This is a genomic window from Vibrio azureus (assembly GCF_002849855.1).
In the GTDB taxonomy this organism is placed as follows: domain Bacteria; phylum Pseudomonadota; class Gammaproteobacteria; order Enterobacterales; family Vibrionaceae; genus Vibrio; species Vibrio azureus.
In genome coordinates, this window is sequence record NZ_CP018616.1 from 822,854 (window position 1) to 849,226 (window position 26,373).

22 protein-coding genes are annotated in these 26,373 nt (G+C 43.2%); 17 read left to right on the forward strand and 5 right to left on the reverse strand.

All coding sequences use genetic code 11. From position 1 onward, the window contains the following. Positions 1–210: 210 nt before the first annotated feature. From BS333_RS03995 to BS333_RS04060, 14 genes are all read left to right on the forward strand, one after another. Positions 211–849 carry an RNA ligase family protein gene (locus BS333_RS03995; protein WP_021711128.1) on the forward strand — a complete coding sequence of 213 codons (639 nt, stop codon included), beginning with the start codon at positions 211–213 and terminating at the stop codon, positions 847–849. Beyond that, complete coding sequence (locus BS333_RS04000; protein WP_021711129.1) at positions 846–2,108, forward strand: AAA family ATPase; 1,263 nt, start codon at positions 846–848, stop codon at positions 2,106–2,108. Before BS333_RS03995 ends, BS333_RS04000 begins: the two co-directional genes overlap by 4 nt. 457 nt (positions 2,109–2,565) lie before the next feature. Then, on the forward strand, positions 2,566–3,741 hold the full coding sequence (locus BS333_RS04005; RefSeq protein ID WP_021711130.1) for a LuxE/PaaK family acyltransferase: 1,176 nt from the start codon (positions 2,566–2,568) through the stop codon (positions 3,739–3,741). A gap of 63 nt (positions 3,742–3,804) precedes the next feature. Further along, positions 3,805–4,164 carry an iron-sulfur cluster assembly scaffold protein gene (locus BS333_RS04010; RefSeq protein WP_021711131.1) on the forward strand — a complete coding sequence of 120 codons (360 nt, stop codon included), beginning with the start codon at positions 3,805–3,807 and terminating at the stop codon, positions 4,162–4,164. After that, on the forward strand, positions 4,164–5,360 hold the full coding sequence (locus BS333_RS04015) for a cysteine desulfurase family protein (protein WP_021711132.1): 1,197 nt from the start codon (positions 4,164–4,166) through the stop codon (positions 5,358–5,360). Before BS333_RS04010 ends, BS333_RS04015 begins: the two co-directional genes overlap by 1 nt. Beyond that, the gene (locus BS333_RS04020; protein WP_021711133.1) at positions 5,350–7,029 is read left to right on the forward strand and encodes a fatty acyl-AMP ligase; all 1,680 of its coding nucleotides are present in this window, start codon (positions 5,350–5,352) and stop codon (positions 7,027–7,029) included. Before BS333_RS04015 ends, BS333_RS04020 begins: the two co-directional genes overlap by 11 nt. 16 nt (positions 7,030–7,045) lie before the next feature. Continuing rightward, a complete protein-coding gene (locus BS333_RS04025) occupies positions 7,046–7,297 on the forward strand; it encodes an acyl carrier protein (RefSeq protein WP_021711134.1) in 252 nt (83 codons plus the stop codon). Further along, positions 7,297–8,463 (forward strand): flavin-containing monooxygenase, encoded by a 1,167-nt coding sequence (locus BS333_RS04030; protein ID WP_021711135.1) that lies wholly within the window; start codon positions 7,297–7,299, stop codon positions 8,461–8,463. The genes BS333_RS04025 and BS333_RS04030 overlap by 1 nt, the downstream gene beginning before the upstream one ends. Then, the gene (locus tag BS333_RS04035) at positions 8,460–10,796 is read left to right on the forward strand and encodes an efflux RND transporter permease subunit (protein ID WP_021711136.1); all 2,337 of its coding nucleotides are present in this window, start codon (positions 8,460–8,462) and stop codon (positions 10,794–10,796) included. The genes BS333_RS04030 and BS333_RS04035 overlap by 4 nt, the downstream gene beginning before the upstream one ends. Further along, positions 10,786–11,574, forward strand: a complete 789-nt coding sequence (locus BS333_RS04040; RefSeq protein WP_021711137.1) for an outer membrane lipoprotein-sorting protein — start codon at positions 10,786–10,788, stop codon at positions 11,572–11,574. Before BS333_RS04035 ends, BS333_RS04040 begins: the two co-directional genes overlap by 11 nt. 7 nt (positions 11,575–11,581) lie before the next feature. Continuing rightward, positions 11,582–12,757 carry a hypothetical protein gene (locus BS333_RS04045; RefSeq protein WP_021711138.1) on the forward strand — a complete coding sequence of 392 codons (1,176 nt, stop codon included), beginning with the start codon at positions 11,582–11,584 and terminating at the stop codon, positions 12,755–12,757. A gap of 208 nt (positions 12,758–12,965) precedes the next feature. Beyond that, positions 12,966–13,772 carry a helix-turn-helix domain-containing protein gene (locus BS333_RS04050; protein ID WP_021711139.1) on the forward strand — a complete coding sequence of 269 codons (807 nt, stop codon included), beginning with the start codon at positions 12,966–12,968 and terminating at the stop codon, positions 13,770–13,772. A gap of 212 nt (positions 13,773–13,984) precedes the next feature. Beyond that, complete coding sequence (locus BS333_RS04055; RefSeq protein WP_021711140.1) at positions 13,985–14,761, forward strand: alpha/beta fold hydrolase; 777 nt, start codon at positions 13,985–13,987, stop codon at positions 14,759–14,761. Between the two features lie 312 nt (positions 14,762–15,073). Further along, the gene (locus tag BS333_RS04060; RefSeq protein ID WP_101903858.1) at positions 15,074–16,207 is read left to right on the forward strand and encodes a flagellin; all 1,134 of its coding nucleotides are present in this window, start codon (positions 15,074–15,076) and stop codon (positions 16,205–16,207) included. Positions 16,208–16,519: 312 nt separating this feature from the next. Here BS333_RS04060 and crr read toward each other — a convergent pair whose 3' ends face one another. The 5 genes from crr to cysZ form a co-directional block, all read right to left on the reverse strand. Continuing rightward, a complete protein-coding gene (gene crr / locus BS333_RS04065) occupies positions 16,520–17,029 on the reverse strand; it encodes a PTS glucose transporter subunit IIA (RefSeq protein WP_021711701.1) in 510 nt (169 codons plus the stop codon). Positions 17,030–17,134: 105 nt separating this feature from the next. Next, entirely contained in the window at positions 17,135–18,859 is a 1,725-nt protein-coding gene (ptsI, locus tag BS333_RS04070) for a phosphoenolpyruvate-protein phosphotransferase PtsI (protein WP_021711700.1), read from the reverse strand. Positions 18,860–18,996: 137 nt separating this feature from the next. Continuing rightward, positions 18,997–19,254: an HPr family phosphocarrier protein gene (locus BS333_RS04075; RefSeq protein WP_021711699.1), complete on the reverse strand. Its 258-nt coding sequence runs from the start codon at positions 19,252–19,254 to the stop codon at positions 18,997–18,999. Between the two features lie 288 nt (positions 19,255–19,542). Beyond that, positions 19,543–20,511 carry a cysteine synthase A gene (gene cysK, locus BS333_RS04085; protein WP_021711698.1) on the reverse strand — a complete coding sequence of 323 codons (969 nt, stop codon included), beginning with the start codon at positions 20,509–20,511 and terminating at the stop codon, positions 19,543–19,545. Between the two features lie 221 nt (positions 20,512–20,732). Then, positions 20,733–21,476, reverse strand: coding sequence for a sulfate transporter CysZ (gene cysZ / locus BS333_RS04090; RefSeq protein WP_021711697.1), 744 nt, complete (start codon positions 21,474–21,476; stop codon positions 20,733–20,735). Positions 21,477–21,722: 246 nt separating this feature from the next. Here cysZ and zipA point away from each other — a divergent pair, with 246 nt between their 5' ends. The 3 genes from zipA (at position 21,723) to BS333_RS04105 (ending at position 26,302) form a co-directional block, all read left to right on the forward strand. Further along, the gene (gene zipA / locus BS333_RS04095; RefSeq protein ID WP_021711696.1) at positions 21,723–22,667 is read left to right on the forward strand and encodes a cell division protein ZipA; all 945 of its coding nucleotides are present in this window, start codon (positions 21,723–21,725) and stop codon (positions 22,665–22,667) included. A 91-nt stretch (positions 22,668–22,758) separates the two neighbouring features. Then, positions 22,759–24,771 (forward strand): NAD-dependent DNA ligase LigA, encoded by a 2,013-nt coding sequence (gene ligA / locus BS333_RS04100; RefSeq protein ID WP_021711695.1) that lies wholly within the window; start codon positions 22,759–22,761, stop codon positions 24,769–24,771. A 529-nt stretch (positions 24,772–25,300) separates the two neighbouring features. Continuing rightward, positions 25,301–26,302: a porin gene (locus BS333_RS04105; RefSeq protein ID WP_021711694.1), complete on the forward strand. Its 1,002-nt coding sequence runs from the start codon at positions 25,301–25,303 to the stop codon at positions 26,300–26,302. The last annotated feature ends 71 nt before the right edge of the window (positions 26,303–26,373 follow it).

Genomic DNA, 26,373 nt, shown 5'->3' on the forward strand with positions numbered 1-26,373 from the left:
CATGAGAAAAATAAATATTAGGGTATAGAGGATCTCGTTATGTAATTCCATCTCGGCACAGTCAATAGAAGCCTCATGATATAAGAGGAATGAACTGTGCCTATTTCACCAAAAAAGATAATTATCCCTTTTTGGCTATATAACCAAGTAACCTCGCTCTGAATCAAGCATCTTGAGGTCACTTGGGTATCAATCCTATGGAGAAATATAATGAGAATAAAATATCCTCGTACCCCTCATTTACCTTGGTCGCCAGGTGCGACGCCTGATGATATACACCAAAGTCACCTGCAAAACTTTATTGGTAAGCAGATTGTCGTAACAGAAAAAATGGATGGTGAAAATACCACATTTTATCATGACTATATTCATGCGAGATCCATTGATAGTCGTTTTCATGTTTCAAGAGCTTGGGTAAAAGCATTGCAAGCAGAGATTGGTTATTTGATCCCCAAAGGATGGCGTATTTGTGGAGAAAACCTATACGCGAAACATGCTATCGCTTATGAAAATTTGCCGAGCTACTTTATGGCGTTTTCAGTTTGGAATGGCGACAATGAGTGTTTGAGCTGGCAAGAGAGCAAGCCGTTTTTTGCTCAGCTTGGCTTACATACGCCAAAGGAGCTTTACTGTGGTCCTTGGTGTGAAGACACGCTCAAAAGCATTAAACTGGATACCCACCACCAAGAAGGTTATGTGGTTAGGCTAGCTGACCGCTTCCATTTCGATGAGTTTGCTCAATCAGTCGGTAAGTGGGTGAGAAAAAATCACGTAGTGACGGATCAACATTGGATGCATGCTGAAGTTGTCCCTAATGGAGTGAAAGCGCTCAGTAAGGAGGTGGGGTGAAGCCTTTACCACAGTGGTTAGACAGCCTTGCGGGCAATCATACACCTGACTTTGATGAATGTGTTGCTTATCTTGCCGATTATTTTCCGTTACTCAATGAGTTTGCTGATACAGAGCAAGATAACATTTGGCATGCGGAAGGTGATGTGGCCATTCATACCAATATGGTTTTAACCGAGCTTTATTCCTTACTGTCATCACAGGCGAGTCATATCCAAGGAGAGCTTAGGCAAGGGTTGGTGTTATCCGCACTGCTCCATGATATTGCTAAACCGTTGACCACTCGTCGAAAAGAGATTTTGGGCAGGGAGCGTGTTATTGCGACAGGGCACGAAGAGGCGGGTGCGAACTATTTAGCACTACGATTAATGGCATTACCGCTGAGTCATCGTGTCATTTCAATGATCATGGGCTTGGTTGGTTTTCATCAAATGCCCAAACGTTTAGTCATAAAAAATGCGGATTTCAGCGAGTATTTTAAACTCTCACTTAATGCAGATTTAGAACTGCTGTATTGGCTTGAAGTGGCCGATCTGAAAGGACGTATTTGTGATGACTTCGCAGGCCAGCTTGATCTTTTGGAACAGTTTAAGATGTTTGCGCAGGAATATCGATTATGGCAAAACAGCCATCCACAAAGACTGGCATTGAGTAAGATTCAAGTTAAAGACTCACCTTCCGAGCAGGCTTTTATCGATGGCTACGCGATTAAGCAATGGTCACAAGGTGACATTCACTCAGCTGAAGAAGCCGTGACGAAAAACTACTTATCCTGCCAACATTACAGCCATTTTTATGTGATGTGTGGCTTGAGTGGCAGTGGCAAAACCTCTTGGATTGCTAACAATCTAAAAGGCTTTGAAGTGATTTCTCTTGATCAAATAAGAGCGGAATTAAATGGTAAACGTGAGTGCCAAAAAAAACGAGGGCAAGTCCTACAACTGGCTAAATTGCGTTTAAAAAGAGCCTTAGCTGCAAAGCGAAATGTTGTGTGGGACGCCACCAATATTAGAAAGGATTTCAGGAGCGTCTTGTGTGATTTGGGTGATAACTACAATGCCTTGGTGACCATTGTGGCTTTTCAACAAAAACTAAGCCGCATTTACAAGAATAACAACAAGCGCCGACATGCTGTCAGTTACGAAGTGCTTGAAGCTCAACAGAAAAAACTGGAATGGCCATGGCGGTCTGAAGCCCATCGAATGTTAGTCATCGGAGAAAAAGGCCAAGAGCTGCTTAGGCAAGGAACATTTCTTTAAGCCGCGCTGAATATCCAACGACTCTATCTATACCCAAGAGACCTCGCTCTGAACCAAACACTTTGAAGCTACTTGGGTATACGAGCCGTTGTTGCGACTGAAATCTAAGGTCACCTTGTAGCACAGAGCGCCTGAGGTGGCTTTTTGCTGATTATTTTTCCACTCTCAGACAAGCTAATAGGTAAGTTAAATCCCATTAACCTTCATAATATCAGACGGTTAATTTTGCTTTGGTAAAGCTGTGTTATCGCTGCCATTTGTCTAAATGATAGATGGCTCGAAGCTTTTCTTGTTCAACAATGAAGTAGCCAGTTTATTCAAGTGGTGAATGCATTGGTGTGTATCATTAATATTCATTCTATTGGCAGGCTCGACTGGCGTGAGGAGCAGCGGACTCCAAGGCTGTATGTTTGAGCTGGATTGCCATTCCAATTTGACGTTTATTTAGAGGTCATCAATGAATATTGTTGATATATGTAATGATATTAAGTCATCGGGCGGTGACATTGTTAAGTGGGCGCTTTCCGATCTAAAAATGCTCTTTTCCATGACAGAAAAGCAGCAACAAGATCTTAAAGTGACGCTGATTAAAGAGAGTTTTGAATACCATTACGCGAACAATGCGTTCTATAAAGCGCAATGTGATGAAAAAGGGATTGATCCTTCTCAGATTAAGAGCTTTGCTGATCTGATTAAGATTCCAGTGATCCCTGTCAATAGTTTCAAATCCGCTGATAGCCATAGATTGCTGACTAAGTCATTGATAGAAGTTGAGCATGAGATGCGTTCAACTGGTACCAGTGGTGTACCCAGCGTTGCTCGTCGCTGCAGTGATACGATGGATAATGCGGTGATTGGGATTTATAGCATTTACCGTGAAATGTTTGCTCTATCCAAGGGTGCTGCGCTGTGTATTTGCCCTTCGACAGAAGAAATCCCTGAAATGGGGATGATTAAAGCGTTTAACTTTCTGACGGGTTTGTTCGATACCCATCGATTTATGATCAAAGAAGAGCGCTTTTCTCCTGAAGATTCTTTGGCTCAACTTAAAGAGTGGGAAGGGACATTTACACGACACTTGATCGGCCCCCCTTTCTTGATTCATCGTCTAGTTGCTTACCTTCGTGCCACAAATACGCGCCTCAAACTTGATAAAGACAGCATGGTGATTACTTTGGGTGGCTGGAAGCGTTTTACTGGGCAAATGATCTCGCGTAAAGAGTTTGACCAAGAAGTGGAGGAGTATTTAGGGATTCCTCAGCAAAACGTGCGCGATATGTATGGTCTTGTTGAAGCCAATGTTTTGGTGGTTGAAGATCAATTCAACCAAAAAATAGTCCCGCCTTATGTGCACTTTTCGGTGCGTGATCCAAACGACTTGAGTAAAGAAGTCGCAGACGGTGAAATTGGCCAATTGGTAATTCTTGACCCATTAGCCAAAGCGACCCCTGGAATGTTACTGACAGAAGATCTTGTTTACCTACGCAAAGACGAGCTGCAAGGAAACAGAAGAGCGCAACGTATGCAATATGTTATGCGTTCTCCTGCTGCCAAAGAGTTTGGCTGCTGTGCAGTGAACTTAGAGAGCAAGATGGCTGAAGATGAACAGCAAGCATGCCCTGTTGCTCAGTAAGATAGCTTAAATCGTTTTAGTCGCCTTCAGTCGTTTTAGTTATAAAGTGAGCGAGGATTTTCAGTGTTTAATTCTATTATCGTGCAACATTTCAGTGACCCGTCACATCAAGGTGAATTAGTCGATGCAGTCGCATCACTCAAGCTGGGTAATCCGGTATGTGGAGACAAAATTGATATCGGGCTTGGTATCGGCTCAAATCGTGTGATTGAAAAAGCGAGGTTTCGTGCTTGGGGATGTGCAACTTCTGTGGCAATGGCCAATATATTTTGTGACTTTATTGAAGGCAAAGACCTCGAAGAAGTCAACGCAATGGATGAGCAAAATATCGGGCAACTGTTGGGGGAGTTAGAGCCTTCCCAACGGCATTGCTTAGATATGTTGAGAGAACTCTTTCAGCAATTGAAAAGGGTGGAGGCTTGATGAAAGGGTATTTCGACTATAATGCGACAACCCCGATCTCTGATGGTGTGCAACAGGCAACCATTGATGCACTGGCGCATTTTGGTAATCCTTCAGGACGCTATCGTTTTAGTCAAGAAAGTAAGCGTATTGTCTCAGACACTCGATTGACGTTTGCAAGATTTCTTAGCTGCGAGGAGGAGGAGATCTTCTTCACCTCCGGTGGGACAGAAAGTAATAATTTGGCTATCCGTGGAGTGTTGGATCAAAGTGAGCGGCAGAATCTCAGTGGCCAGCACGTAATATGTTCGGCGATCGAACATTCATCGGTTATAGAACTACTGAATTGGTACCACAGTCGTTTGGGATTAGCGGTCACCTTTGTTCAACCTAATCGAGAAGGTCGGATACAAGTTGAAGATATTCAACGTGCGATAAGGCCTTCTACTTGCTTAATTACAGTGATGGCCATCAATAATGAAATAGGGACGATTCAGCCTATTGAAGACATTGCGGTGATCGCGAATGCTCATTCGATTCACTTTCATGTTGATGCTGTTCAAGCGGTTGGAAAAATCCCCCTTAATCTTGAGCGGGTAGGGGCGCATACGGTTGCTTTCTCTGGTCATAAGTTTTATGCACCTAAAGGTATTGGTGGATTGTATTGCAAAAAGTCTTCAGTACTTTCTCCGTTATTTGTTGGTGGTGGTCAAGAAAAGGGGTTGCGTGGGGGCACTGAAAATACGCTGGGTATTGCGGCTCTTCACGTGGCGGCTAACGAGTGTGCCAAAGATATGCAAAGCCAATTATTACGTTTTGCCTCGCTTCGCAGCCTTGCTATTACTTTGCTTCAACAGCATGACATTACTTTTCAATGCAACGGCTCTGACAATGCTCAACATCAAGCGCCATGGACTTTAAATATCAGTATCCAAGGGATTCGTGGCGAAGCTCTCGCTGCTCGTTTAGACATTTGCCATGGCATTGCGGTCTCTTTAGGTTCTGCCTGCAGTAATAATAAACAACAAAATCGTTCACATGTCCTCAAATCCATGGGCTTGTCGAATCAGGATATTGATAGCGCCATCCGAATCAGTTTCGGTAAGCAGACTCTCGAAGAGGATATTCATCAACTTGTTGACGCGATTGCAAAAGAAGTCGGCTTTCTAAACCGTCTTTCGCAAGTCACTGTGGAGGATGAGATAAGTGCATATTGATAAAGCTGAAACCATCATTGACTGTCTGTCAGCCTATAGTCAGTCGATTGGCGAGCAGCCTGCTTACACGTTTTTACCCCGTGGAAAAGGAAACGCCCAACCGATTAGCTATCAAGGCTTGCAGCGAAATAGCATGTTGGTCGCACAGGATCTGATTCAACGAAAATGTCATAGGCAGCGCGCCATTTTGTTATACCCCGCAGGACTTGATTTTCTCTATGGTTTGTATGGGTGTTTTTATGCAGGCGTGATTGCTGTGCCATGCAATCTATCGCGTGGTAGTCACCATTTAAAACGGCTTAACGACATCATAGATGATGCTCAAGCGGCGGTCATTTTAACGACTTCAGAGCTAAAATCATCGATGGAATGTCAATTGGGTCGTGATGACATTGAGTGGCTTGCTTTTGATTTTGAGCAAACAGAGCTGAACAAAGACATTCGTTATCCAGCGATCAACAAGCATGACATTGCCTTTATTCAATATACTTCTGGATCAACATCGAAACCGAAAGGTGTCATGGTCTCCCACCATAATCTGTTGCAAAACATCATTGCGATTAGAGAAACCTTTGGCACATTTGAACATATTCGTATTGGTGGTTGGCTTCCTCAATTTCATGATATGGGGTTGATAGGTAATATTTTACATACGGTCGGTTTGGGTGGGCATTATATTTTTATGCCGCCATTGTCATTTATTCAGCGCCCCATTCGGTGGCTTGAACTGATGGCGGAGTATCAATGTGATTTATCGACCGCGCCTAATTTTGCCTATGACTTATGCGTCGAGAGAATAAAAAAAGAACAGTTGCAGGGGCTAAATTTGAGCTCGTGGAAGTGGGCTGGTAATGGCGCTGAAACCGTTCACCCTGAAACCATCGACGAATTTTGTGCACTGCTTGAGCCTAGCGGTTTTCGTCGTGCTGCGATGACCCCTTGTTATGGTATGGCAGAAACAACGCTGATGGTTACGGCTTCTGGAAAAGATGACTCACCACTCACTCTGAACATTGATCCTGAGGCGATGGCAAAAGGTCAATTAGTTGAACAAACGTCATCTTCTTATCAAATAGCGGGTTGTGGATTCGTTGCCCCTAATCATGAGGTTCTGATTGTTGATCCGGATACCTGTCAGCCTTTGCGTGCGGGCCAAGTTGGCGAAATATGGGTCAGTGGGCCCAGTGTCGCAGTAGGATATTGGAATAAACCTGAAAAAACAGAGCATGACTTTGGCGCAACAACGCAGTGTGGCAAAGGGCCTTATTTAAGGACGGGAGATTTAGGGCTGATAAAAGATAAGCAGCTGGTGGTCTCTGGCCGCCTCAAAGACCTGTTTATTATTCGAGGCAGAAATATATACCCTCAAGATATGGAAAGGTATTTGGCCAACTATTCAGACTGCTTTCGGTTAAATAAAACCGCGGCGTTTTCCATTGGCCAGGAAGTTGTCCTGTTGCAAGAAGTGGAAAAGTCGGCGATGAAGCTTCCTTCACTTAAAGAACTGAAAATGCAAGCGATGGCTCAGATGGTACAAGAGTTCGATGTGACGATTAAAGAGTTAATTTTAATCAAAGCTAATACGATACCGATGACTTCAAGTGGCAAAGTACAAAGAGCACTGTGCAGTCAAAAATACTTGGAAGCTGAATTTACAGACGTGTGTTAACAAAAGGATTGACGACATGCAATTAATTACACAAAGCAAAATGGAAGCGTGGTTGCTTGAATATTTAATGCCCACTTTTCATCAAAACAACTTATCACCCAATGTGAATACATCGTTTGATGCTTTAGGGCTCGATTCGATGACGCGTGTGCAGTTGGTGACGGCATTGGAAGACGAACTCGGTGTCGAGTTAGACCCTGTTTTAGGTTTTGAGTATCCGACGATCGCTTCATTGTGTAAACAGGTTGAGTCAATGCAGGAGGCATGATGAGTACGGTACCTTCAATACAAAACCCAGAGACTAAGATCGAAGCCTGCATTATTGTGGGTGCTGGTCAGGCAGGGCTGTCACTCGCTTACCAACTGAAGCAGAAAAAGATCACGCCTTTAATTATCGATAAAGAAGATCGCGTTGGTGATGTTTGGCGTCGCCGACCTGATGGTATGTTGCTGTTTACTTCTCGTCAGTTTTGTCAGCTTCCGGGTCTTGCGTTGGAGGGGGAACCATCAGGATACCCAGACAAGGAGGAGATTGCTGATTACTTTGAGCACTATTCAAAAACATTAAAACTTCGTGTTGTTAACGGGGTTGAAGTGACAAGTGTGAGAAGAGAAAAGCAAATCTATGAAGTGACTTGTAGTAACGGCAAGGTATATCAGGCATTGAGTTTGGTGAATGCAACAGGAGCAAACCAGAAAACCATTATACCGGATTTATCACAGCACACCTCACCAGATGTTTTACAACTGACGGCAAGTGATTATAGAAATGTAAGTAGCTTGCAAGGCAATAAGAATGTTGCGGTGATCGGGGATGGGGCCAGTGGTAGGCAAATCGCAGCGCAACTGGCAGAGCAACATTTAGATGTGACGCTGTTTTGTGGCTCTAAGCGTGCTTTGGTGCCGAATCGAATTCTAGGCAAAGACCTGTTTTGGTGGCTACATCACCTTGGTTTTTTATACGCCGATGCAGGAAGTTTGATTGGCAAGATTCTCAAAAAGAGGAACCCGATTCCGGTTAAAAGCCTCAATGATCGACAGCTCAAGAAAATGGGCGTCAGGATCACCAGCAAACTCCGCTCAGCACACAAGAACATTGTGAGTGACCAACAAGGCGAGAACGTCAGTATCGATGCGATTATTTGGTGTGTGGGCTATCGCGAAGTGACTGATTGGCTTCCGTTGGAAGGCGCGCGAGACAAACATGGTTTTTGCTGTGAATCCGGAATACATAAAGGTGGGTATACCGCCTTACCTGGGATGTTTTTGATCGGCCGCAAATGGCTCAGTAGTCGCTCTTCAGAACTGTTAGCGGGTATGCCCAAAGATAGCCTGCGTGTGGCAAACTTTATTGAGCGTTATTTACAACAGCATCCTGCTCTGAGCCGCTTAGAGCTTAGCGCTGAATATCCAGTGCAAGAGGTCATGGTATGAACAACGGCTTAGATTGGCTCACTCGAAAGTCTAGCGTCGGTCCGATTGCCGCCCTTTGTGTCATGCTTGTTTTGCTTGGAATAAGCGGGCTCACTCGTTTAGATATGGAAAGCGATTATCGAATCTTCTTTGAGGAAAGTAACCCTGAGCTACTGACTTATGAACGATTTCAAAGCCAATATCAAAGCAGTGAAAATGTATTGCTGGTTTTAGTTCCTCGTTCCCCTCAAGGCCATGTGTTGAGTGAACAAGGCTGGCAACTGCAGCAGTGGTTAACCGCTCAATCTTGGCAATTGCCTTTTGTCACCCGTGTAGACAGTCTTCCGGATTACCCCAGAACTCAAGTTGATGGAGACGATCTGTTTGTAGAGGAACTTCTGTCGCCTTCACAGAAGGTTACCGAGGTGAATTTAAAGCAAATTAATCAATATGCCACCAGTGAGATCCAACTTTTAAATCAACTGATTGATCAAAAGGGGCAATTTGCAGGATTAAATTTAACGGTGCGTTTCCTTGGGGTCGATACCAAGGGGGAAACTCAACAATTAGCAGCTGCTGTCAGAGAAATGATTGCTCTTGCAGAAGAAACGTGGCCAGACTTTGAGATTTACAGCTCAGGAATGGTGATGTTGAACAACGCTTTTTTTGAGGCGGCACAAGGTGATTTTAAAACGCTGATACCGATTATGTTATTAGGTATCTCAGTGATTGCTAGCCTTTTATTACGCAGTTGGTTAGCTTTAGCGTGTCTCAATGGCGTGATGCTTTTATCAATCGCTGCTGCTTTGGGAACATCGGCTTATTTAGGAATGGCGTTATCTGCTCCTACGGTTTCAGTACCAATTATACTGGCTACGATTGTGATTGCGTCTGGAGTGCATTTATTTTCAGCGTTAAATAGTGCGGCTGGTAATACGGTTGAGCGGTTAAAGTATGCATTAAATAAGACAGTTAAGCCGATTACCTTGACCAATATGACGACAATTCTCGGCTTTCTCTCAATGAACTTTAGTGAGTCCCCGCCTTTTAGAGACCTTGGCAATATGGTGGCGATTGGCGTATTTGCTTGTTGGCTGTTGACGCTCACTTTGGTTCCTTTCATTTGGCTCTGTTTTTCGAAACAAAATACTCAAGTAAGAAGCCAACCAGTGATACCGGGCTTAGATGGGTTATCGCGTGTTGTTTATCGGACTCGACGGCGGATACTGATGGTGGGTTTGCCGTTATGTCTTGTTGTGTCGGGCTATGCTCTTAACAATGTACCAAACGATAATTTTGTCGAATATTTTGATGAATCTGTTCAATTTCGCCAGCAAACTGATTTTATCAATCAGAATTTAACGGGGATTTATAGTCTCGAATTCTCAGCAGAAACGCAGCAAAGTAACGGCGTATTACAGCCTAAGTTACTCTTGGTACTAGACGATTTTACTCAATGGTTACGAAAGCAACCGGAAGTCACCTCCGCTGTTAGCATTACTGAGGTGCTCAAAGATATTAATCAAAATATGCATGCAGGAGATGACGCATTTTATCGTTTACCCACAAGCCAAGAAGAAGCCGCTCAATATTTCTTACTTTATGAAATGTCATTGCCGAGTGGTCACTCACTGAGTGATCGAGTGAATATGAACAAATCATCTGCACGAATTACGGCTCGACTGACCAATCTAGATAGTATCGGCATGAAAAGATTTGAGCAGCGTGCCCTTGAATATTGGCATGGTGCAGCGCAAGGTCTTGAAGTAAAGCTTCTCCACTCTTCTCCGACGTTGATGTTCTCGCACATTGGCGTAACGAACACAAACAGCCTGATTTTAGGGGCTTTGGTTGCCTTAGTCATGGTGTCGATATTACTCGCGATTGCGTTTCGTTCGGTGCCATTGGGCCTATTCAGCATGATTCCTAATCTGTTACCCGTTACTTTGGCTTTTGGGATTTGGGGTATGTTGGTCGGGGAGGTATCGATGGGGTTAGCTGGTGTAAGTTCGATGGTGATCGGCATTGTTGTCGATGATACCGTCCACTTTCTTCATCATTATCGTCATCACCGCCAACGGTACGATGTGGAGGAAGCCATTCGTCGCACAATATCCATTGTTGGTCCTGCGATGATTGTCAGTTCACTTGTCCTTATCGCAGGTTTTATGACTTTGACTTTATCCAGCTTTGAAAAGAATGCTGCGATGGGGCTATTAACCTCGATAACCATTGGTCTTGCGGTATTGGCTGATCTCATTTTATTACCTGCGATGCTCGCTGTGACCGATAAATATTGGCATAAAAAGCCGGTGACAGACGAAAAAATTCAAGGAGTTGGTTATGAATCATAATAGGTGTGTTATTGCTTTTTTAACTTTAGTTGGATGGCTGGCTTTGCCACTCATGTCGTTAGCTGCCCCTAGTGCGTTAGATATTGTCAGTCAGGCTGAAGCGAATCGAGATGGCTTTAACGATATGAGAGCTTCGGTGTCGATGGTGCTTCGGAATGGGGCGGGTGATGAATCCAATCGATTGATGCGTATTGATACGATTGAGCAAGAGAATGATGGTGATAAAGTCTTAATTACCTTTCTTGCCCCAGGAGATATTAAAGGCACCAGCTTGCTCAACTTTACTCATAAAGTAGACGACGATGAGCGCTGGCTCTATCTGCCGGTGTTGAAAAGGACTAAACGGATCGCATCAAAAAATAAATCAGGGCCATTTATGGGCAGTGAATTTTCCTATGAAGATTTATCCTCGCCAGAAATAGAGAAATATGACTACGTATTTTTGCGAGAAGAGATGATAAATGGTCATGACAGCTTTGTGATTGAGCGTTTGCCTAAAGATCCGCATACAGGCTACACCCGACAAGAAGTTTGGTATGACAAAGCCGCCCTAAGAATTCTTCAAGTTCGTTTCTATGACAGAAAGAATACATTACTTAAAACGCAGTCAAATACAGGATTTGAACTTTATAAACAGGAGTTTTGGTACCCCTCTAAGGTGGCGATGATTAATCACCAGACCAAGCAAGAAACAGAGTTACATTATCAAGATATTAGGGTTGACCAAGGTTTAGATGTGGTGAATTTTCATCCCACTCGGCTAAAGCGTGTGAGGTAAGGCGTCGATGAACACCTCAGGTTTGATGTTGTTTCTGCTGGGTATGTTTGGTGTGTCTTTTTCTGCGGTTGCCCAAGTCGATAAAACAATTTTTGTTGAGCCGTCTATCCGATTTTTTGACACCTCTAATCAGCCAAGCCTGCGTGATAAATATGCCAGTGTCACACTAGATTCTGAATGGTTTGGTTTGTTGAGCGAGTCAGAGTGGGTGGTTCAACCTTTGGTGACGTATTTGCCAAATGACAGTGACCACTTACATGCCGATTTTCGGCAGGCGCTGTGGAGGTATTATGGCGAAGAGGTCTCGTTGACCGTTGGCTTCCAGCAGTTTTTTCAAGGCACACTGGAAGCGGCGAACCCGGTCAATGAAATCAACCAGTGGGACTTAATTACTGGCTTAGAAAAAAAAGATCGATTAGGTCAGCCAGCGGTAACTTTGGGTTTCTACGTTGGAGACGGTGAGCTCTTACTCTCGGCCTTAACAGGGTTTCGGCAACGTGCTATACAGCAAAAAAACACTCGACCAAGGTTTGATTTTAACCTTGATCAAGAGGCCATTTTTGAATCATCTAAGGAGCAATATCGGATCGACTTGGCGGCAAGATGGTATGGTGTGATTGGCGATGTGGATTTAGGTTTGAGTGCATTCTCTGGAACGCGACGATCGCCACTGTATATGACCCATCACGGACGATACCACCCGTATTATGTTCTTACTCATTTTATTGCTCAGGATATGAGCTATGTAATGGGGGAGTGGTTATGGAAATCTGAATTGTTGCTTGGGTCCGAGCAAAGTGATGTCTATGGTGTGCTCGCAGCAGGGGGCGAATATACCTATACCGGTGTTTTAGGGTCACGCTGGGACATGAGCTTAATGATTGAAAACTATTACGACAGTCGAGAACAATTTGCCCCAGGCTGGTGGCAGAATGATGTGGTTGCAGGTTTTCGCTTACAGATGAACAATGCCGCGAGCACTGAAATCAAGTTTTTAGCCGGGTATGACTGGCAGCAATACAGTCAGCAACTTAAACTAGAAGCGACCAGTCGATTGAGCGATCGCTGGCAAATTAACCTACTGGGTTACTTTACTGCTAACGATGATAGTGATCGCGGGTTGCAATTGTTAGCAGATGATAATGTTATGCAACTCTCACTCAGATATTACTTTTCAAATTGAGTGAGCTCTCGTAAATTTACTATTGACGCGTGCTTGCTTTTATAAGTCGTGACTTCCATCATCGTGGCGATTTGACGCTTTAAGATATGTTATCTCTAAATAACCTCAAGATGCTTGATTCAGAGCGACGCTCCCTATTCTAATTCAAGGAAACCTCGTTGAACGAAGTGTCTTAACGTAGAGAGACTGATTTTGGCGGTGATTGAATATGAGAGCAGCGGATTCGGATAGTAAAACCATTATTAATTTCGAGATTGGCAAAGGGTTTATCGTTATCGCCAGCCATAATTTAGTGACAGAATGGCACCAACATGTTGCTATCCAAATAACCTTATCGATGCACGGCTATAAGCTGCAATTAGATACAAAATCTCAGCAAATTGAAAGTTATGGTTTTGTTTTGGCATCCAGTTTGGCCCATCGATTACACTCAAGCTCCGTTTGTTGCTTAACCCTACTGGTTGATCCTTCTCATCCTGATGCTCATCATTTATGTCATGTGATTGGCCATAAGAATGTGATCAATTTAACTCCGAGTCAGTGCCAGGCGCTGATCCCTCTGTTAATCAGTGCGTTAGCTTATGAAGCCAACATTGATATTAAAATGGTCGCAAGTATTCTTGATGCGGACTCAGGTTGTGGTTGTATCCCCGATATGCGAATTCAAAAAGCGACGTTATTAATCGATGAATTAGACGAGAAGAAAATATCCTCGCTGCAAATGGCTCAATCGGTTTATTTATCTGAGAGCCGTTTTCTGCATTTATTCAAATCTAAGGTTGGCACTAATTTTAGGCGTTATTTGCTGTGGCGAAAGCTACAAGATGCAATATCTCGTATCAGCACCGAAGCTCCTTTAACTCATTTAGCAAGTAATCATGGATTTGCTGATAGTGCTCATTTTAGTCGTACCTGTCGAGATATGTTTGGCTTATCGCCATCTGCGATTCGGCAGTTCAATGAAGAAGATGAGATTGATTTGAATGAAAAAGAAAAGAAGTGTTTGATGTGTTAAACATTTTTAGGCTACTTAGTATGGTATTAATTTCTAAACAGTCCATCACTACAAGTGGCTTTAGGTTTGATTAGGTAGGTAAGTCACAAGTTGTTGAATTTAAATTGATAATTTTATTTCGCTCAGGCAGTATCCTGACGCTAATTTATTCTCAAGTCTCTTGAAGAAATCATTTGAGGATAGCAACATAAATAAAATAATCGGTTAATGAAATGGACAATAAAGATCGCTACCTAGACCTCGACGGCTCTTCGATATATTACGAAATTTCGGGTAATCTTGAAGGGAAGCCTCTATTGATGCTTCATGGTGGTTTGGGCAGTATCAATGAGCTTAAAGTACTTCATGAATACTTGGCCAAGAAAAACTTACTCATTAGTGTCGATTTTCGCGGCCATGGAAAATCTCCTCTAGGCTCACGGCCACTAAGTTATGCGCAGTACCAGCAAGACGTTCAAGCATTGCTCAACCATCTTGGGATCGAGAAATGTGCCATCTTTGGCTTCAGTGATGGAGGTATTGTCGGTTATCGGCTTGCCGCAATCGATCCCGGTCGTGTTTCCTGTTTAGTCACTTTAGGTGCGCAATGGCGTTTGGAATCTGATGATCCTGCGATTGAATTATTAAACGGTTTAACCGCGGATTACTGGACGGCAAGGTTTGCTGATGATGTGGCATTATATGAGTCAATCAATCCACAGCCAGATTTCCCTCGTTTGGTTGATGCTGTGAAAAAGGCTTGGCTCGATAGTTCAGAGAGCGGTTATCCGAACCATCTTGTTGAACAGATCTTGTGCCCAATGCTGGTCATGAGAGGAGAGCACGATCTACTGTTCTCGCTTGGTGATGCACTTGCATTAAAAGAAAAAGTCCCCCACTGTTGCACTGAGGATATTCCTGATACCTCCCACGCTTCACATGCCGAGTCGCCAGAGCTGGTTAGCAAGAAGGTACAAGATTTTATCTCGTCGAGTGTTTGTCATACCTGAGGCACCTATTTGTCATACCTGAGGCACTTATAAGAGATAAGAGCGCCTTTCTCAACAAAGCATCTTGAGGTTATTTGGGTATCGTCGGCTCTCTACAAATAGAGTCGGCACTTTGAAATAGAGTAGGTACTTTGAAATAGAGTAGATACTTTGCTCGATTTCTCCATGGCTAAAAGTAAGTGAAAGAATTTTTAGATTTTTTACTAAAGCTTTTTTTATCTGCGCCGTTAATAAAAGTAACTTTGAGAGAACTACTTGGTTTTCCGAGACGTCGGAAACCGCAACACCGGAAAATCAATTGGAGAAATCACCATGGCAGTAAATGTAAACACAAACGTAGCAGCAATGACCGCACAGCGTTACCTGAATAATGCAAATAACGCACAGCAAACGTCAATGGAGCGTTTGTCTTCAGGTTTTAAAATCAACAGTGCAAAGGACGATGCAGCGGGTCTTCAGATCTCAAACCGTTTGAATGTTCAAAGCCGAGGCCTTGACGTTGCAGTACGTAACGCGAACGACGGCATCTCAATTGCACAAACAGCAGAAGGTGCGATGAATGAGACGACTAACATCTTGCAACGCATGCGTGATCTTTCTCTTCAATCTGCTAACGGCTCAAACTCAAAAGCAGAGCGTGTTGCTATTCAAGAAGAAGTGACAGCCTTGAATGATGAGCTTAACCGTATTGCAGAAACAACCTCATTTGGTGGTAACAAGCTGCTTAACGGCACTTACGGAACACAATCTTTCCAGATTGGTGCAGACAATGGTGAAGCGGTGATGCTGAACCTAAAAGATATGCGCTCAGACAACGAAATGATGGGTGGTCAAAGTTATATTGCAGCAACGCCTAAGGATAAAGATTGGGGAGTTGAGACTGGCAAAAACGATCTTACCATTGCTTTGACTGATACGTTTGCACAACCTCAAACCATTACGATTAATGCTAAAGAAGGTGATGATATTGAAGAGCTTGCCACTTATATTAATGGTCAGACTGACTTAGTTAAGGCATCGGTGGATCAAGATGGTAAGTTACAGGTATTTGCTGGTAACAATAAAGTTGATGGTGCGCTAAGCTTCGGTGGTCAGTTGTCGTCAGAATTAGGTCTTACGACAGGTACTGACGTTACAGTCAATACTATTGATGTGACTTCAGTGGGTGGCGCTCAAGAATCGGTTGCGATCATTGATTCTGCGTTGAAATACGTAGACAGCCACCGTGCAGAGTTAGGTGCATTCCAAAACCGCTTTAACCATGCGATTAACAACTTAGATAACATTAACGAGAATGTAAATACGTCTAAGAGTCGTATTAAAGATACCGACTTTGCTAAAGAAACCACGCAAATGACGAAGTCACAAATCTTGTCACAAGCGTCAAGTTCTATTCTTGCACAGGCGAAACAAGCGCCGAACGCAGCACTTAGCTTGCTTGGCTAAGATCAAATCTGCAGACAAATTAAATTAGCTCGTGGTGAGAGATGAGCGTGCAAACCCAGCTTCGGCTGGGTTTTTTGATCTATTCGTTTCTTTAGACTCTATTCCAGACACCTTCTATCAAGCAGTGAGCCTCTATGCACGATGCATGAGTTACCTCAACATGCTTTATTCAGAGCGATGTTACTGAATCAAATGAAAGGAAGACAAGGAAGCGAAATAGAAGTTCTTCCAAGTTGCTTGTATAGAGAGGGAGCATAAAGATATAAAAAAACGCTGCAATGTGCAGCGTTTTTTCGTGTTGAATTAAGTTGATTACTTAGTCACACGAAGAACTGGTGTTTCACCAACGTTAACAGAACCAGCAAGCTTGTTTAGCTCTTTGATTTCGTCCATGTTAGAGATAACTACTGGTGTTAGCGTTGATTTTGCTTTCTCTTCTAGAAGAGCGAGATCAAATTCAATGATTGTATCGCCAACTTTTACAGTTTGACCTTCTTCAGCAATACGCTTGAAGCCTTCGCCTTTTAGCTCAACAGTATCAATACCGAAGTGAACGAAAAGCTCAACACCGTCGTCAGACTCGATAGAGAATGCGTGGTTTGTTTCGAAGATTTTACCGATAGTACCGTTTACAGGAGCTACCATTTTGTTACCAGCAGGTTTGATAGCGATACCATCACCAACGATTTTCTCAGCAAAAACAACGTCTGGCACATCTTCGATGTTTACGATTTCACCAGAAAGTGGTGCGATAATTTCGATTGCACCTGCGTCAGCGCTGTCGTCAGATACTAGCTTCTTAAGTTTGTCAAACAGACCCATTGTGTCTTGCTCCTAACGTTTTATTCAATTCTGTCGAATTATAGTATACCAATCTGACGTGATAGACGACTTTTTTTGATCGTCTATCCCCGTATAATCAGTGAATTATTGAGTTTTTTCTGCAATGAATTGCTCAACAACGGCTTCAATTTCTGCTGCTGTTGGCAGAGAAAGAGCTTTTTCAGCCATAGCTTTTACTTCAGCAAAGTTAGAGTTACGGATAACTTTTTTCACTTTAGGGATTGAGATGCCGCTCATTGAGAACTCATCTAGCCCCATACCTAGAAGTAAAAGTGTCGCACGTTCATCACCTGCAAGCTCACCACACATACCAGTCCACTTACCTTCAGCATGAGAAGCGTCGATAACTTGCTTAATTACAGTAAGTACTGCAGGTGACAGTGGGTTGTATAGGTGAGAAATCATCTCGTTACCACGGTCTACTGCTAGTGTGTACTGAGTTAGGTCATTGGTACCGATAGAGAAGAAAGCCACTTCCTTCGCTAAGTGATGCGCGATAGCGGCTGCTGCTGGAGTCTCAACCATAACACCAATTTCGATGTTTTCATCAAATGCATGGCCTTCAGCGCGCAGCTCTGCTTTGTACTCTTCGATGGCTTTTTTAAGCTCACGGATTTCTTCAACAGAGATGATCATTGGGAACATGATACGTAGCTTACCGTGTGCTGATGCACGCAGGATACCACGTAACTGGTCACGTAGGATTTCACGACGATCCAAGCTGATACGTACCGCACGCCAACCTAAGAACGGGTTCATCTCTTTTGGTAGATCCATGTATGGGAGATCTTTATCACCGCCAATATCCATAGTACGGATAATGACAGATTCACCATTCATGGCTTCAGCGACTTCTTTATAAGCTTTGTACTGCTCTTCTTCAGTTGGAAGTGCATCACGGTCCATAAAGAGGAATTCAGTGCGGTAAAGGCCAACACCTTCACCACCATTGCGAATGATACCGTCACAATCTTTTACTGTACCGATGTTGCCGCATACTTCTACGCGATGTCCATCAAGAGTCTCGGCATGTAAGTCTTTTAGCTGAGCCAGTTCTTCTTTCTCAGCGATGAAGGCTGCTTTCACTGCTTGAGCTTCTTCAAGTTCAGCTTCAGATGGATTGATGATGACCTTGTTGTTCATTGCATCAAGAATCAGCATGTCGCCATTTTTAACTTGCTTAGTGATGTCGTTAGTACCAACAATGGCTGGTAACTCTAGAGAGCGAGCCATGATTGAGGTATGAGAAGTACGGCCACCAATATCACATGCGAAACCTAAAACGTAATCAAGGTTGATTTGTGCGGTTTCAGATGGCGTCAAATCATAAGCAACAAGAAGAACTTCCTCATTGATGTCACTTAACGAAACAATATTGATGCCTAGTGCGTTCTTAACAAAACGGGTACCGATATCACGGATGTCTGTTGCACGCTCTTTAAGGTATTCATCATCAAGAGACTCAAGTGCAGTCGCTTGCTCTTCAATGACAGAATGGATTGCGTGATCTGCAGACATTTTGTCGTTTTTGATAAGTGCTAGGATTTCTTCTTCTAGCTCTTCATCTTCAAGAAGCATGATGTGACCTTCAAAGATCGCTTCCTTTTCTTCGCCAAACGTTTCAAGTGCTTTTTGCTTGATCGTTTCTAACTGGGCTGAAGATTTGTTACGTGCGTTAAAAAAACGAGCAACTTCTGCTTCTACTTGGTCATCAGAAATAGTGTTTGTATTTAGGACAATTTCATCTTCTTGAAGGAGTAGTGCTTTACCGATTGCAATACCAGGAGATGCTAGAATGCCTGAAATCATAGCCTTACCTTAAGTTGGTCAACTTTAAAAACGGAAAATAATGAGTGCGCTAACGGTTAGTTTTAGCTTAGTTTTGTGCCTATTTCCAATAAAGCCATTTTGCTTTCACAAAATGGCTTTAGAAACAGGAGACCAGATTAGTGAAGTTGATCCATTAGAGCAACTAGGTGGTCAACGGCTTCTTGAGCTTGTGGGCCTTCAGCTGAGATAGTAACTAGAGTACCTTTTACAAGGCCTAGAGTTTGCAGCTTGAAAAGGCTTTTTGCGCTAGCACTTTTACCGTTAGAAGTCACAGTGATGTCTGCTTCAAAGCCCTTTGCTTCTTTAACAAACTGTGCAGCTGGACGAGTGTGAAGACCGTTTTCTGCTGTGATTTCTACTTGTTTCTCGTACATGTGATATACCCCAATAAATGTATTTTTGTTAGTTGCGACTGTATCAAATTAACCACTTTCCCTCACGTTATCGAACAAGGGCATTAAAGCGCTTCAGAAAAGATACTAGTCAAAAGTTGGGTGGATGCGCAAATTGTTGCTGTTGCAGCCACTTAAAATCTTTTGGCTCCGGTTCTTTATTTTGGACCGAAAAATAAAACCCCCTGATATTACCAAAGGTGAGGCTAGGATCAACAAAAAAGCCCCTAGTTGGGGCTTTTTTGGACGAAAAATTGATTTGACCACATATTACTGTTGGTTCTCTTTCTCACTAAAGAGGCCTGCAAATAACGCGGTGCTAAGGTAGCGTTCACCAGAGCTTGGCAAGATGGTTACAATGGTTTTACCTTTAAATTCAGGAAGCTCTGATATTCTATTTGCCGCAACCACAGCTGCGCCTGAAGAGATTCCGGCCAAGATGCCTTCTTCTTCCATTAGTCGGCGAGCCATTTCGATGGCTTCTTCTGAACTCACCTGTTCTACACGGTCAACAAGCTCTAGATCTAAGTTGCCTGGAATGAAGCCTGCACCAATCCCTTGGATTTTATGTGGTGCTGGTTGAATATCCTCTCCTGCAAGTGCTTGAGTAATGACTGGAGACTCTTGTGGTTCTACTGCAACAGAAGTGATGGCTTTTCCTTTTTCACCTTTGATGTAGCGGCTTGTACCTGTGATGGTACCGCCCGTACCAACCCCCGCGACTAGTACATCAATTTCACCGTCGGTTGCTTCCCAAATTTCAGGACCGGTGGTCTTTGTATGAATTTCAGGGTTAGCAGGGTTATCAAACTGCTGTAAAAGGAGGTACTTTTCTGGATTTTTTGCGACGATTTCTTCTGCTTTTGCAATCGCGCCTTTCATTCCTTTTGCTGCTTCTGTGAGCTCCAGATTGGCACCTAGGGCCTTGAGGAGCTTGCGGCGTTCGAGACTCATTGATTCAGGCATGGTTAAAGTGAGTTTGTAACCACGAGCGGCTGCGACAAATGCAAGTGCTACACCTGTATTACCACTGGTCGGCTCGACAAGTTCGATGCCGGGCTTAAGAAGGCCTGCTTTTTCAGCTTCCCAAATCATGTTGGCGCCGATACGGCATTTTACGCTGAAACTTGGATTACGTGCTTCAATTTTTGCCAGTACATTGCCGTTACTGACTCTATTAAGGCGGACGAGAGGTGTGTTACCAATGGTAAGAGAATTGTCTTCGTAGATCTTGCTCATAATAGCCCCTTCATGACGCGTCTTGAAATGTAGTTCAAAGAATATGGTTAAAAGCATATGTGTTATGCAAAAGAGGGAAAAGGATTAAAAAGTTATATCTTATGAGCTGACTCGAAATTGTGGAAATGTGAGGGAGATAAGTCGCTTTTGCTTAGGCTTTGCTGACCTTTCGTGCGGATTTTTACAGCGAAGGATCAACACAGCCTAATGGTACGAGTGTCTTAGCTTTGGTGTTTGAATTCCATCACCCACATCGCGGTAGCACCACAGACGGCTACGGGCATTACGATGAGGTTGAGAACGGGTATCGTAGTGAAAACAGAAACCAGCATACCAAATCCGTAGGCTTTACCTTGTTTTTGTTTCAATTTGTAACGCATATCATTGAATGGGACTTTATGGTTATCAAATGGATAATCACAATATTGGATAGCAAGCATCCAAGCTGTGAATAAAAACCATAAAATAGGGCCTAAAACTTGTCCGACGGCAGGGATTAACAATAAAAGAAAGAGACCGATGGCTTTTGGCAGCACATAAAGCAGTTTTCGCCATTCTCGGGCCAGAACACGTGGGACGTCTTTGATTACATCTAGAATTCCATCATCATTTAAGGGTTGGCCTGTGAGGGCTTCTTCCACTTTTTCGGCTAAAAGCCCATTAAAGGGGGCCGCGATAAAGTTTGCGAGTGTACTAAAAAAGTAGGAAAACGTTGCTAATATGGTCAATCCTAATAGAGGCCACAAAATATAGGTTAGCCAAGAGAGGAAATCAGGCAACTGTCCGAGCCAATCTTCGATCCACATGTTCAGATTTGAGAACAAATAGAAGATAGCGCTGCCAACAAGCAAAATGTTAGCGGCAAGAGGTAAAATGACAAAACGTCTTATTTTCGGTGAAAGAGCGATCTTTGCTCCATACAGGAGGTAACCGAATCCTGTTTTAGGCTGAGTGTTTGGGTTCATATGGATATTATTTTAATATAAATGTTTGTCTATTGTACCTGCCCAAATTTTTCTTTCAAAGTAGGAGAAAAAAGTTGTCTCTTATGGAATCGTGGCAAAAATCACAACAAAAACGAAACTTATTGAATTAATTTGTTCTAAACCTACATATAGTTTTGGTAAAGTAACAGCATCACTAGGATTTATGCACTTGGGGTGCTGCCTTATGGTGCATTGCAGTAACAACAGGTAGATTGAGAGTAAATAATGCAGGAATTGCGATTCGTACTCATTGTCGTTGGCGTATTAGCCATCGCTGCTTTGTTATTTCATGGTTTATGGAGTAGCAAAAAAGACGGCAAAGCAAAGTTTGGTAATAAGCCGTTCAGTAAACTGGACGTCGAAAACAGCCGCGATCAGGAGCAAAATCTACAAGCTTCTCCTGAGTCAGAAGATGATTTTGAAATTATTCGCAAGGACCGTAAGGAGCCAGATTTCGGTGTTGGTAATGAGTTTGATCAGAGCCTCGCTATGGATCCTCTTATCGATGATGTGCTCGATACGAAACCCCAAGCACTTGATAAAGTTGAAGAACAGGAGATCCCAGCTTTTGTTGCAACTGCTACAACAAGGGCAGAAAAGGAAACGCCTGAACCGATTTCAGTGACCAGTATGGAGCACGTTGAAAGTGAACCTGTCACTGAAATGTTAGCTGAGAATACGGTGGCTCATGAGGAAGAGGTGGCTTCTTCACCCCAAGTTGAGCAGCCTGAAGAGCCAAAAGCAGAGCCTGAAATGCAGGTTATTGTATTGAATGTGCATTGTGCAGGCGAGGAACCTTTTGTCGGCACAACACTGTTTGACAGTATGCAACAAAATGGCCTGATCTATGGCGAAATGAACATTTTCCATCGTCATATTGATTTATCGGGCAATGGTAAGGTGCTCTTTAGTGTGGCTAACATGATGCAGCCAGGTACATTGGAGCATGATGATCCAGCTGATTTTACTACTAAAGGCATTTCGTTCTTTATGACATTACCTTGTTACGGTGAAGCGGATCAGAACTTCAATTTGATGCTGCGTATTGCCCAGCAAATTGCTGATGATATGGGAGGAAATGTCTTGGATGATCAGAGAAATCTTATGACGCCAGACAGGCTTGCTTCCTATCGACGTCAGATCGCGGACTTTAATGCCGCTTTATCTTAATTCCCTAACTACAAATAATGATAGGGGCTCCAGTCGGGGCCCTTTTTGTTAGATTTTCAACCTCATTAATGATTAAACACGAGGCGCTAAAATGTCGGAATCTGTACTCAAACGACTAGAAGAATTAAAAGCATCGCTGCACTACCATGCCGTTCGTTATTATGTTGAAGACAATCCAGAAATTCCCGATGCGGAATATGATCGCATGATGCGAGAACTATTAGACATTGAAGCTCAGCACCCAGAACTGCTCAGCGTTGATTCTCCAAGCCAGCGAGTAGGCGGCCAGCCTTTATCTGAGTTTAGTCAGGTGACGCATGAAGTCCCGATGCTCTCTTTAGACAATGCTTTTGATGATGAAGAGTTAGAAGGTTTTCATAAACGAGCACAAGATCGCATCCCAGGACAAATCATCAAACAATATTGTTGTGAACCTAAGCTCGATGGATTAGCGGTGAGTTTACTGTATGAAAATGGTGTATTGGTTCAAGCTGCGACTCGAGGTGATGGTACAACAGGCGAAAATATCACTGAGAACGTGAGGACAATCAGCGCGATTCCACTTAAATTACAAGGCAAAGATTGGCCAGCCCGTTTGGAAGTTCGTGGTGAAGTGTTTATGCCAAAAGCCGGGTTTGACAAACTCAATGCAATGGCGCTTAAAAAAGGTCAGAAGGTATTCGTTAACCCTCGTAATGCAGCGGCAGGCAGCTTACGCCAGCTTGATTCTCGTGTGACGGCTTCTCGACCACTAAGTTTTTATGCTTACAGTGTGGGTGTTGTAGATGGGGATATGTTGGCTGCAAGCCATTATGAGCGCTTTCTACAAATTAAATCTTGGGGCCTACCAATGTGCCCTGAAACCAAGCGAGTCGATAATCTGGCAGAGGTAAAAGCGTACTATCAAGATATATTGGCGCGTCGCGATGCATTAGCCTATGAAATTGATGGTGTTGTCATCAAAATTGATGATATCGCAATTCAGGAACAACTGGGTTTTGTGTCTCGTGCGCCGCGTTGGGCTATTGCTTATAAATTTCCAGCACAAGAAGAAATCACCACCCTTAATGAGGTTGAGTTTCAAGTGGGTCGAACAGGAGCGATTACCCCTGTTGCTAAACTTGAACCTGTCTTTGTCGGTGGGGTGACTGTCAGTAATGCCACTTTGCATAATGCCGATGAGATTGAGCGTTTACAGGTTATGATTGGCGATCAAGTCGTTATTCGTAGGGCTGGGGATGTGATTCCCCAAATTGTCTCGGTGATCAAAGATCGTCGGCCTGCTGATGCACGTCCGATTATATACCCTGAGTCATGCCCTGTGTGCCATTCTCACCTTGAGCGAATTGATGGTGAAGCTGTGACTCGTTGTACTGGTGGACTGGTTTGCCAAGCGCAGCGTAAAGAAGCGCTAAAGCATTTTGTCTCTCGTAAAGCTTTAGATGTTGATGGTCTTGGTGAAAAAGTAATAGAGCAACTTGTGGATCGCGAGATGGTCGAAACACCCGCTGATTTATTTAAGCTCTCGGCAGGTGTATTAACCGTATTAGAGCGGATGGGGCCGAAGTCTGCAACGAATGTTGTTAATGCATTAGAAAAATCTAAGCTAACCACGTTACCGCGTTTCTTATATTCGTTAGGAATTCGAGAAGTGGGTGAGGCTACCGCTGCGAATCTGGCTCAGCACTTTAAAACCTTGGAGTTGGTTCAGAAGGCGACACAAGAGCAACTTGTTGAAGTACAAGACATCGGTGATGTGGTGGCCAAGCACATCACGACCTTCTTCGGTGAAGAAAAGAATCAACAAGTCGTCAATGATCTACTCCAACAGGGCATTCACTGGCCAGATATTGCGCTTCCACAACAAGGTGTCGCCTTGCCATTAGAAGGTAAAACTGTGGTTCTAACCGGCTCACTGTCTCAGTTGGGGCGTTCAGAAGCAAAAGAGGCGCTACAAAACTTGGGAGCGAAGGTAACAGGTAGCGTATCGAAAAAAACCGATATCTTGTTCGCTGGTGAGAATGCAGGGTCGAAACTAGCGAAAGCTCAAGACCTTGGTATTGAAGTAAGAACAGAGCAAGATCTTCTTGAACTGATGCAATAGCAAAATTATAAGCCTCTGAGGGGTATTTTCGCTACCTCAAGAAATATCTCGCTGGCATTAAGAAATAAACCATAAAGCCTCTGATTTGATATCAACGAGGCTTTTTTTGTTGGGTATAAAGTTGATTCATGTCAAAAATTATCCGTTTATAGCATTTCAGTGAGCTGGATCTAGCTGTTGTTTTTATTTTTAATATTAGAGCTGAATTGAGATTTAAATCATATTTACACTTCTATTATCTTGCACTTTTTGAATTACTTACTCCTAAATAAATAAAATTAAAAATAAGATCTAGATCAATAACTGATATGGAACTTTGTTCTGGCTCATATTTTTTTAGAGAAAAAATAAGTTCCGTTTGGATGTTTTTAGGCTCGAAGTTAGTCTTATAGCCATGGATACACGGTGTGTATGCAGGAACTTAAAAAACCAATTTAAATGATTCGGTTTACTTATGAATTTCCTTCTTACTTTCGGCGGCCAACTTAAAGTAAGAGGAAAAATCAGCTATATCTATTAGGAGTTTTCCATGAACAAAACGATGAAACGCTCACTTCTTGGTGCCGCTATTGCAACAGTAGCTGCAGCAGGTTCCGCAAATGCGGCAGTGCAGCTAGCCGGTGAGAATTTTGAGATTTACGGTACAGCAGCAGCTTACAACATGTTTGATGCGCCAAAAGCAAGTGGCAAAGATTCAAATAACACCGTTGGTATTGAATCAAAGATCGGTTTCAAAGGTAAGCACGTTTACGAAGATTTTCCAGCTGATTTCCTATGGCAAATCGAGTCTGGTTGGGCATCTCACGCTGATTCAGAATGGGCAAGTGATCGCGGTATCTTAGGTGGTCGTGACACGTTCGTTGGTTTAGGCTTCGATTTTGGTAACGTTAAAATTGGTCGCATGACACACGCAACTTACGATATCGTTGACTGGCCTCACTCAAACCCAGGCCTAGGTAACGTCTTCGACTGGAATAACGATCTAGGCGTGACATTCCAAGACCGTGCTGACAACATGATTCGTTTTGAATCTGCGAAAATCGGCCCTGTGAACTTTAACGCTACATTCTCAGGCATGGAAGAATCAACGTCTGACATCATTGCTTCTGCAGCAGTATACTTCACCCAAGAGAAGTACAGCCTTCATGCGGGTTACTACAACCGTGGTGAAGCAGAAGACAAATCATTTGTTGATCACTCTTATGCGATCGTTGGTGGTAATGTTTACCTAGATAAAATCACTCTAAGCGCGGCTTACAAAATGATGGAAGCAGCTGGTGATAAGCAAAATGCGATCTCTGCTACAGCGCAATACATGTTCACTGATAAAATGTTAGTGAAACTTGGTTATGCTGCAACTGACGATGCTGATGGCGTAGCAGATTCTGCTGACCAAGCGATTACAGCGCGTTTAGGTTACCTACTACCAAGTACTTACCTATACATGGACGTGCGTAACTACGACTTTAACGACAGTGACGATACCGACGATACGACTCGTCTACTTCTTGGTGCTGAATACTACTTCTAATCCATTAAGAGATTACATTTACACTGTCGATTTTGCGAGTGCCTTAGGTGCTCGCATTTTTCAATTTATAA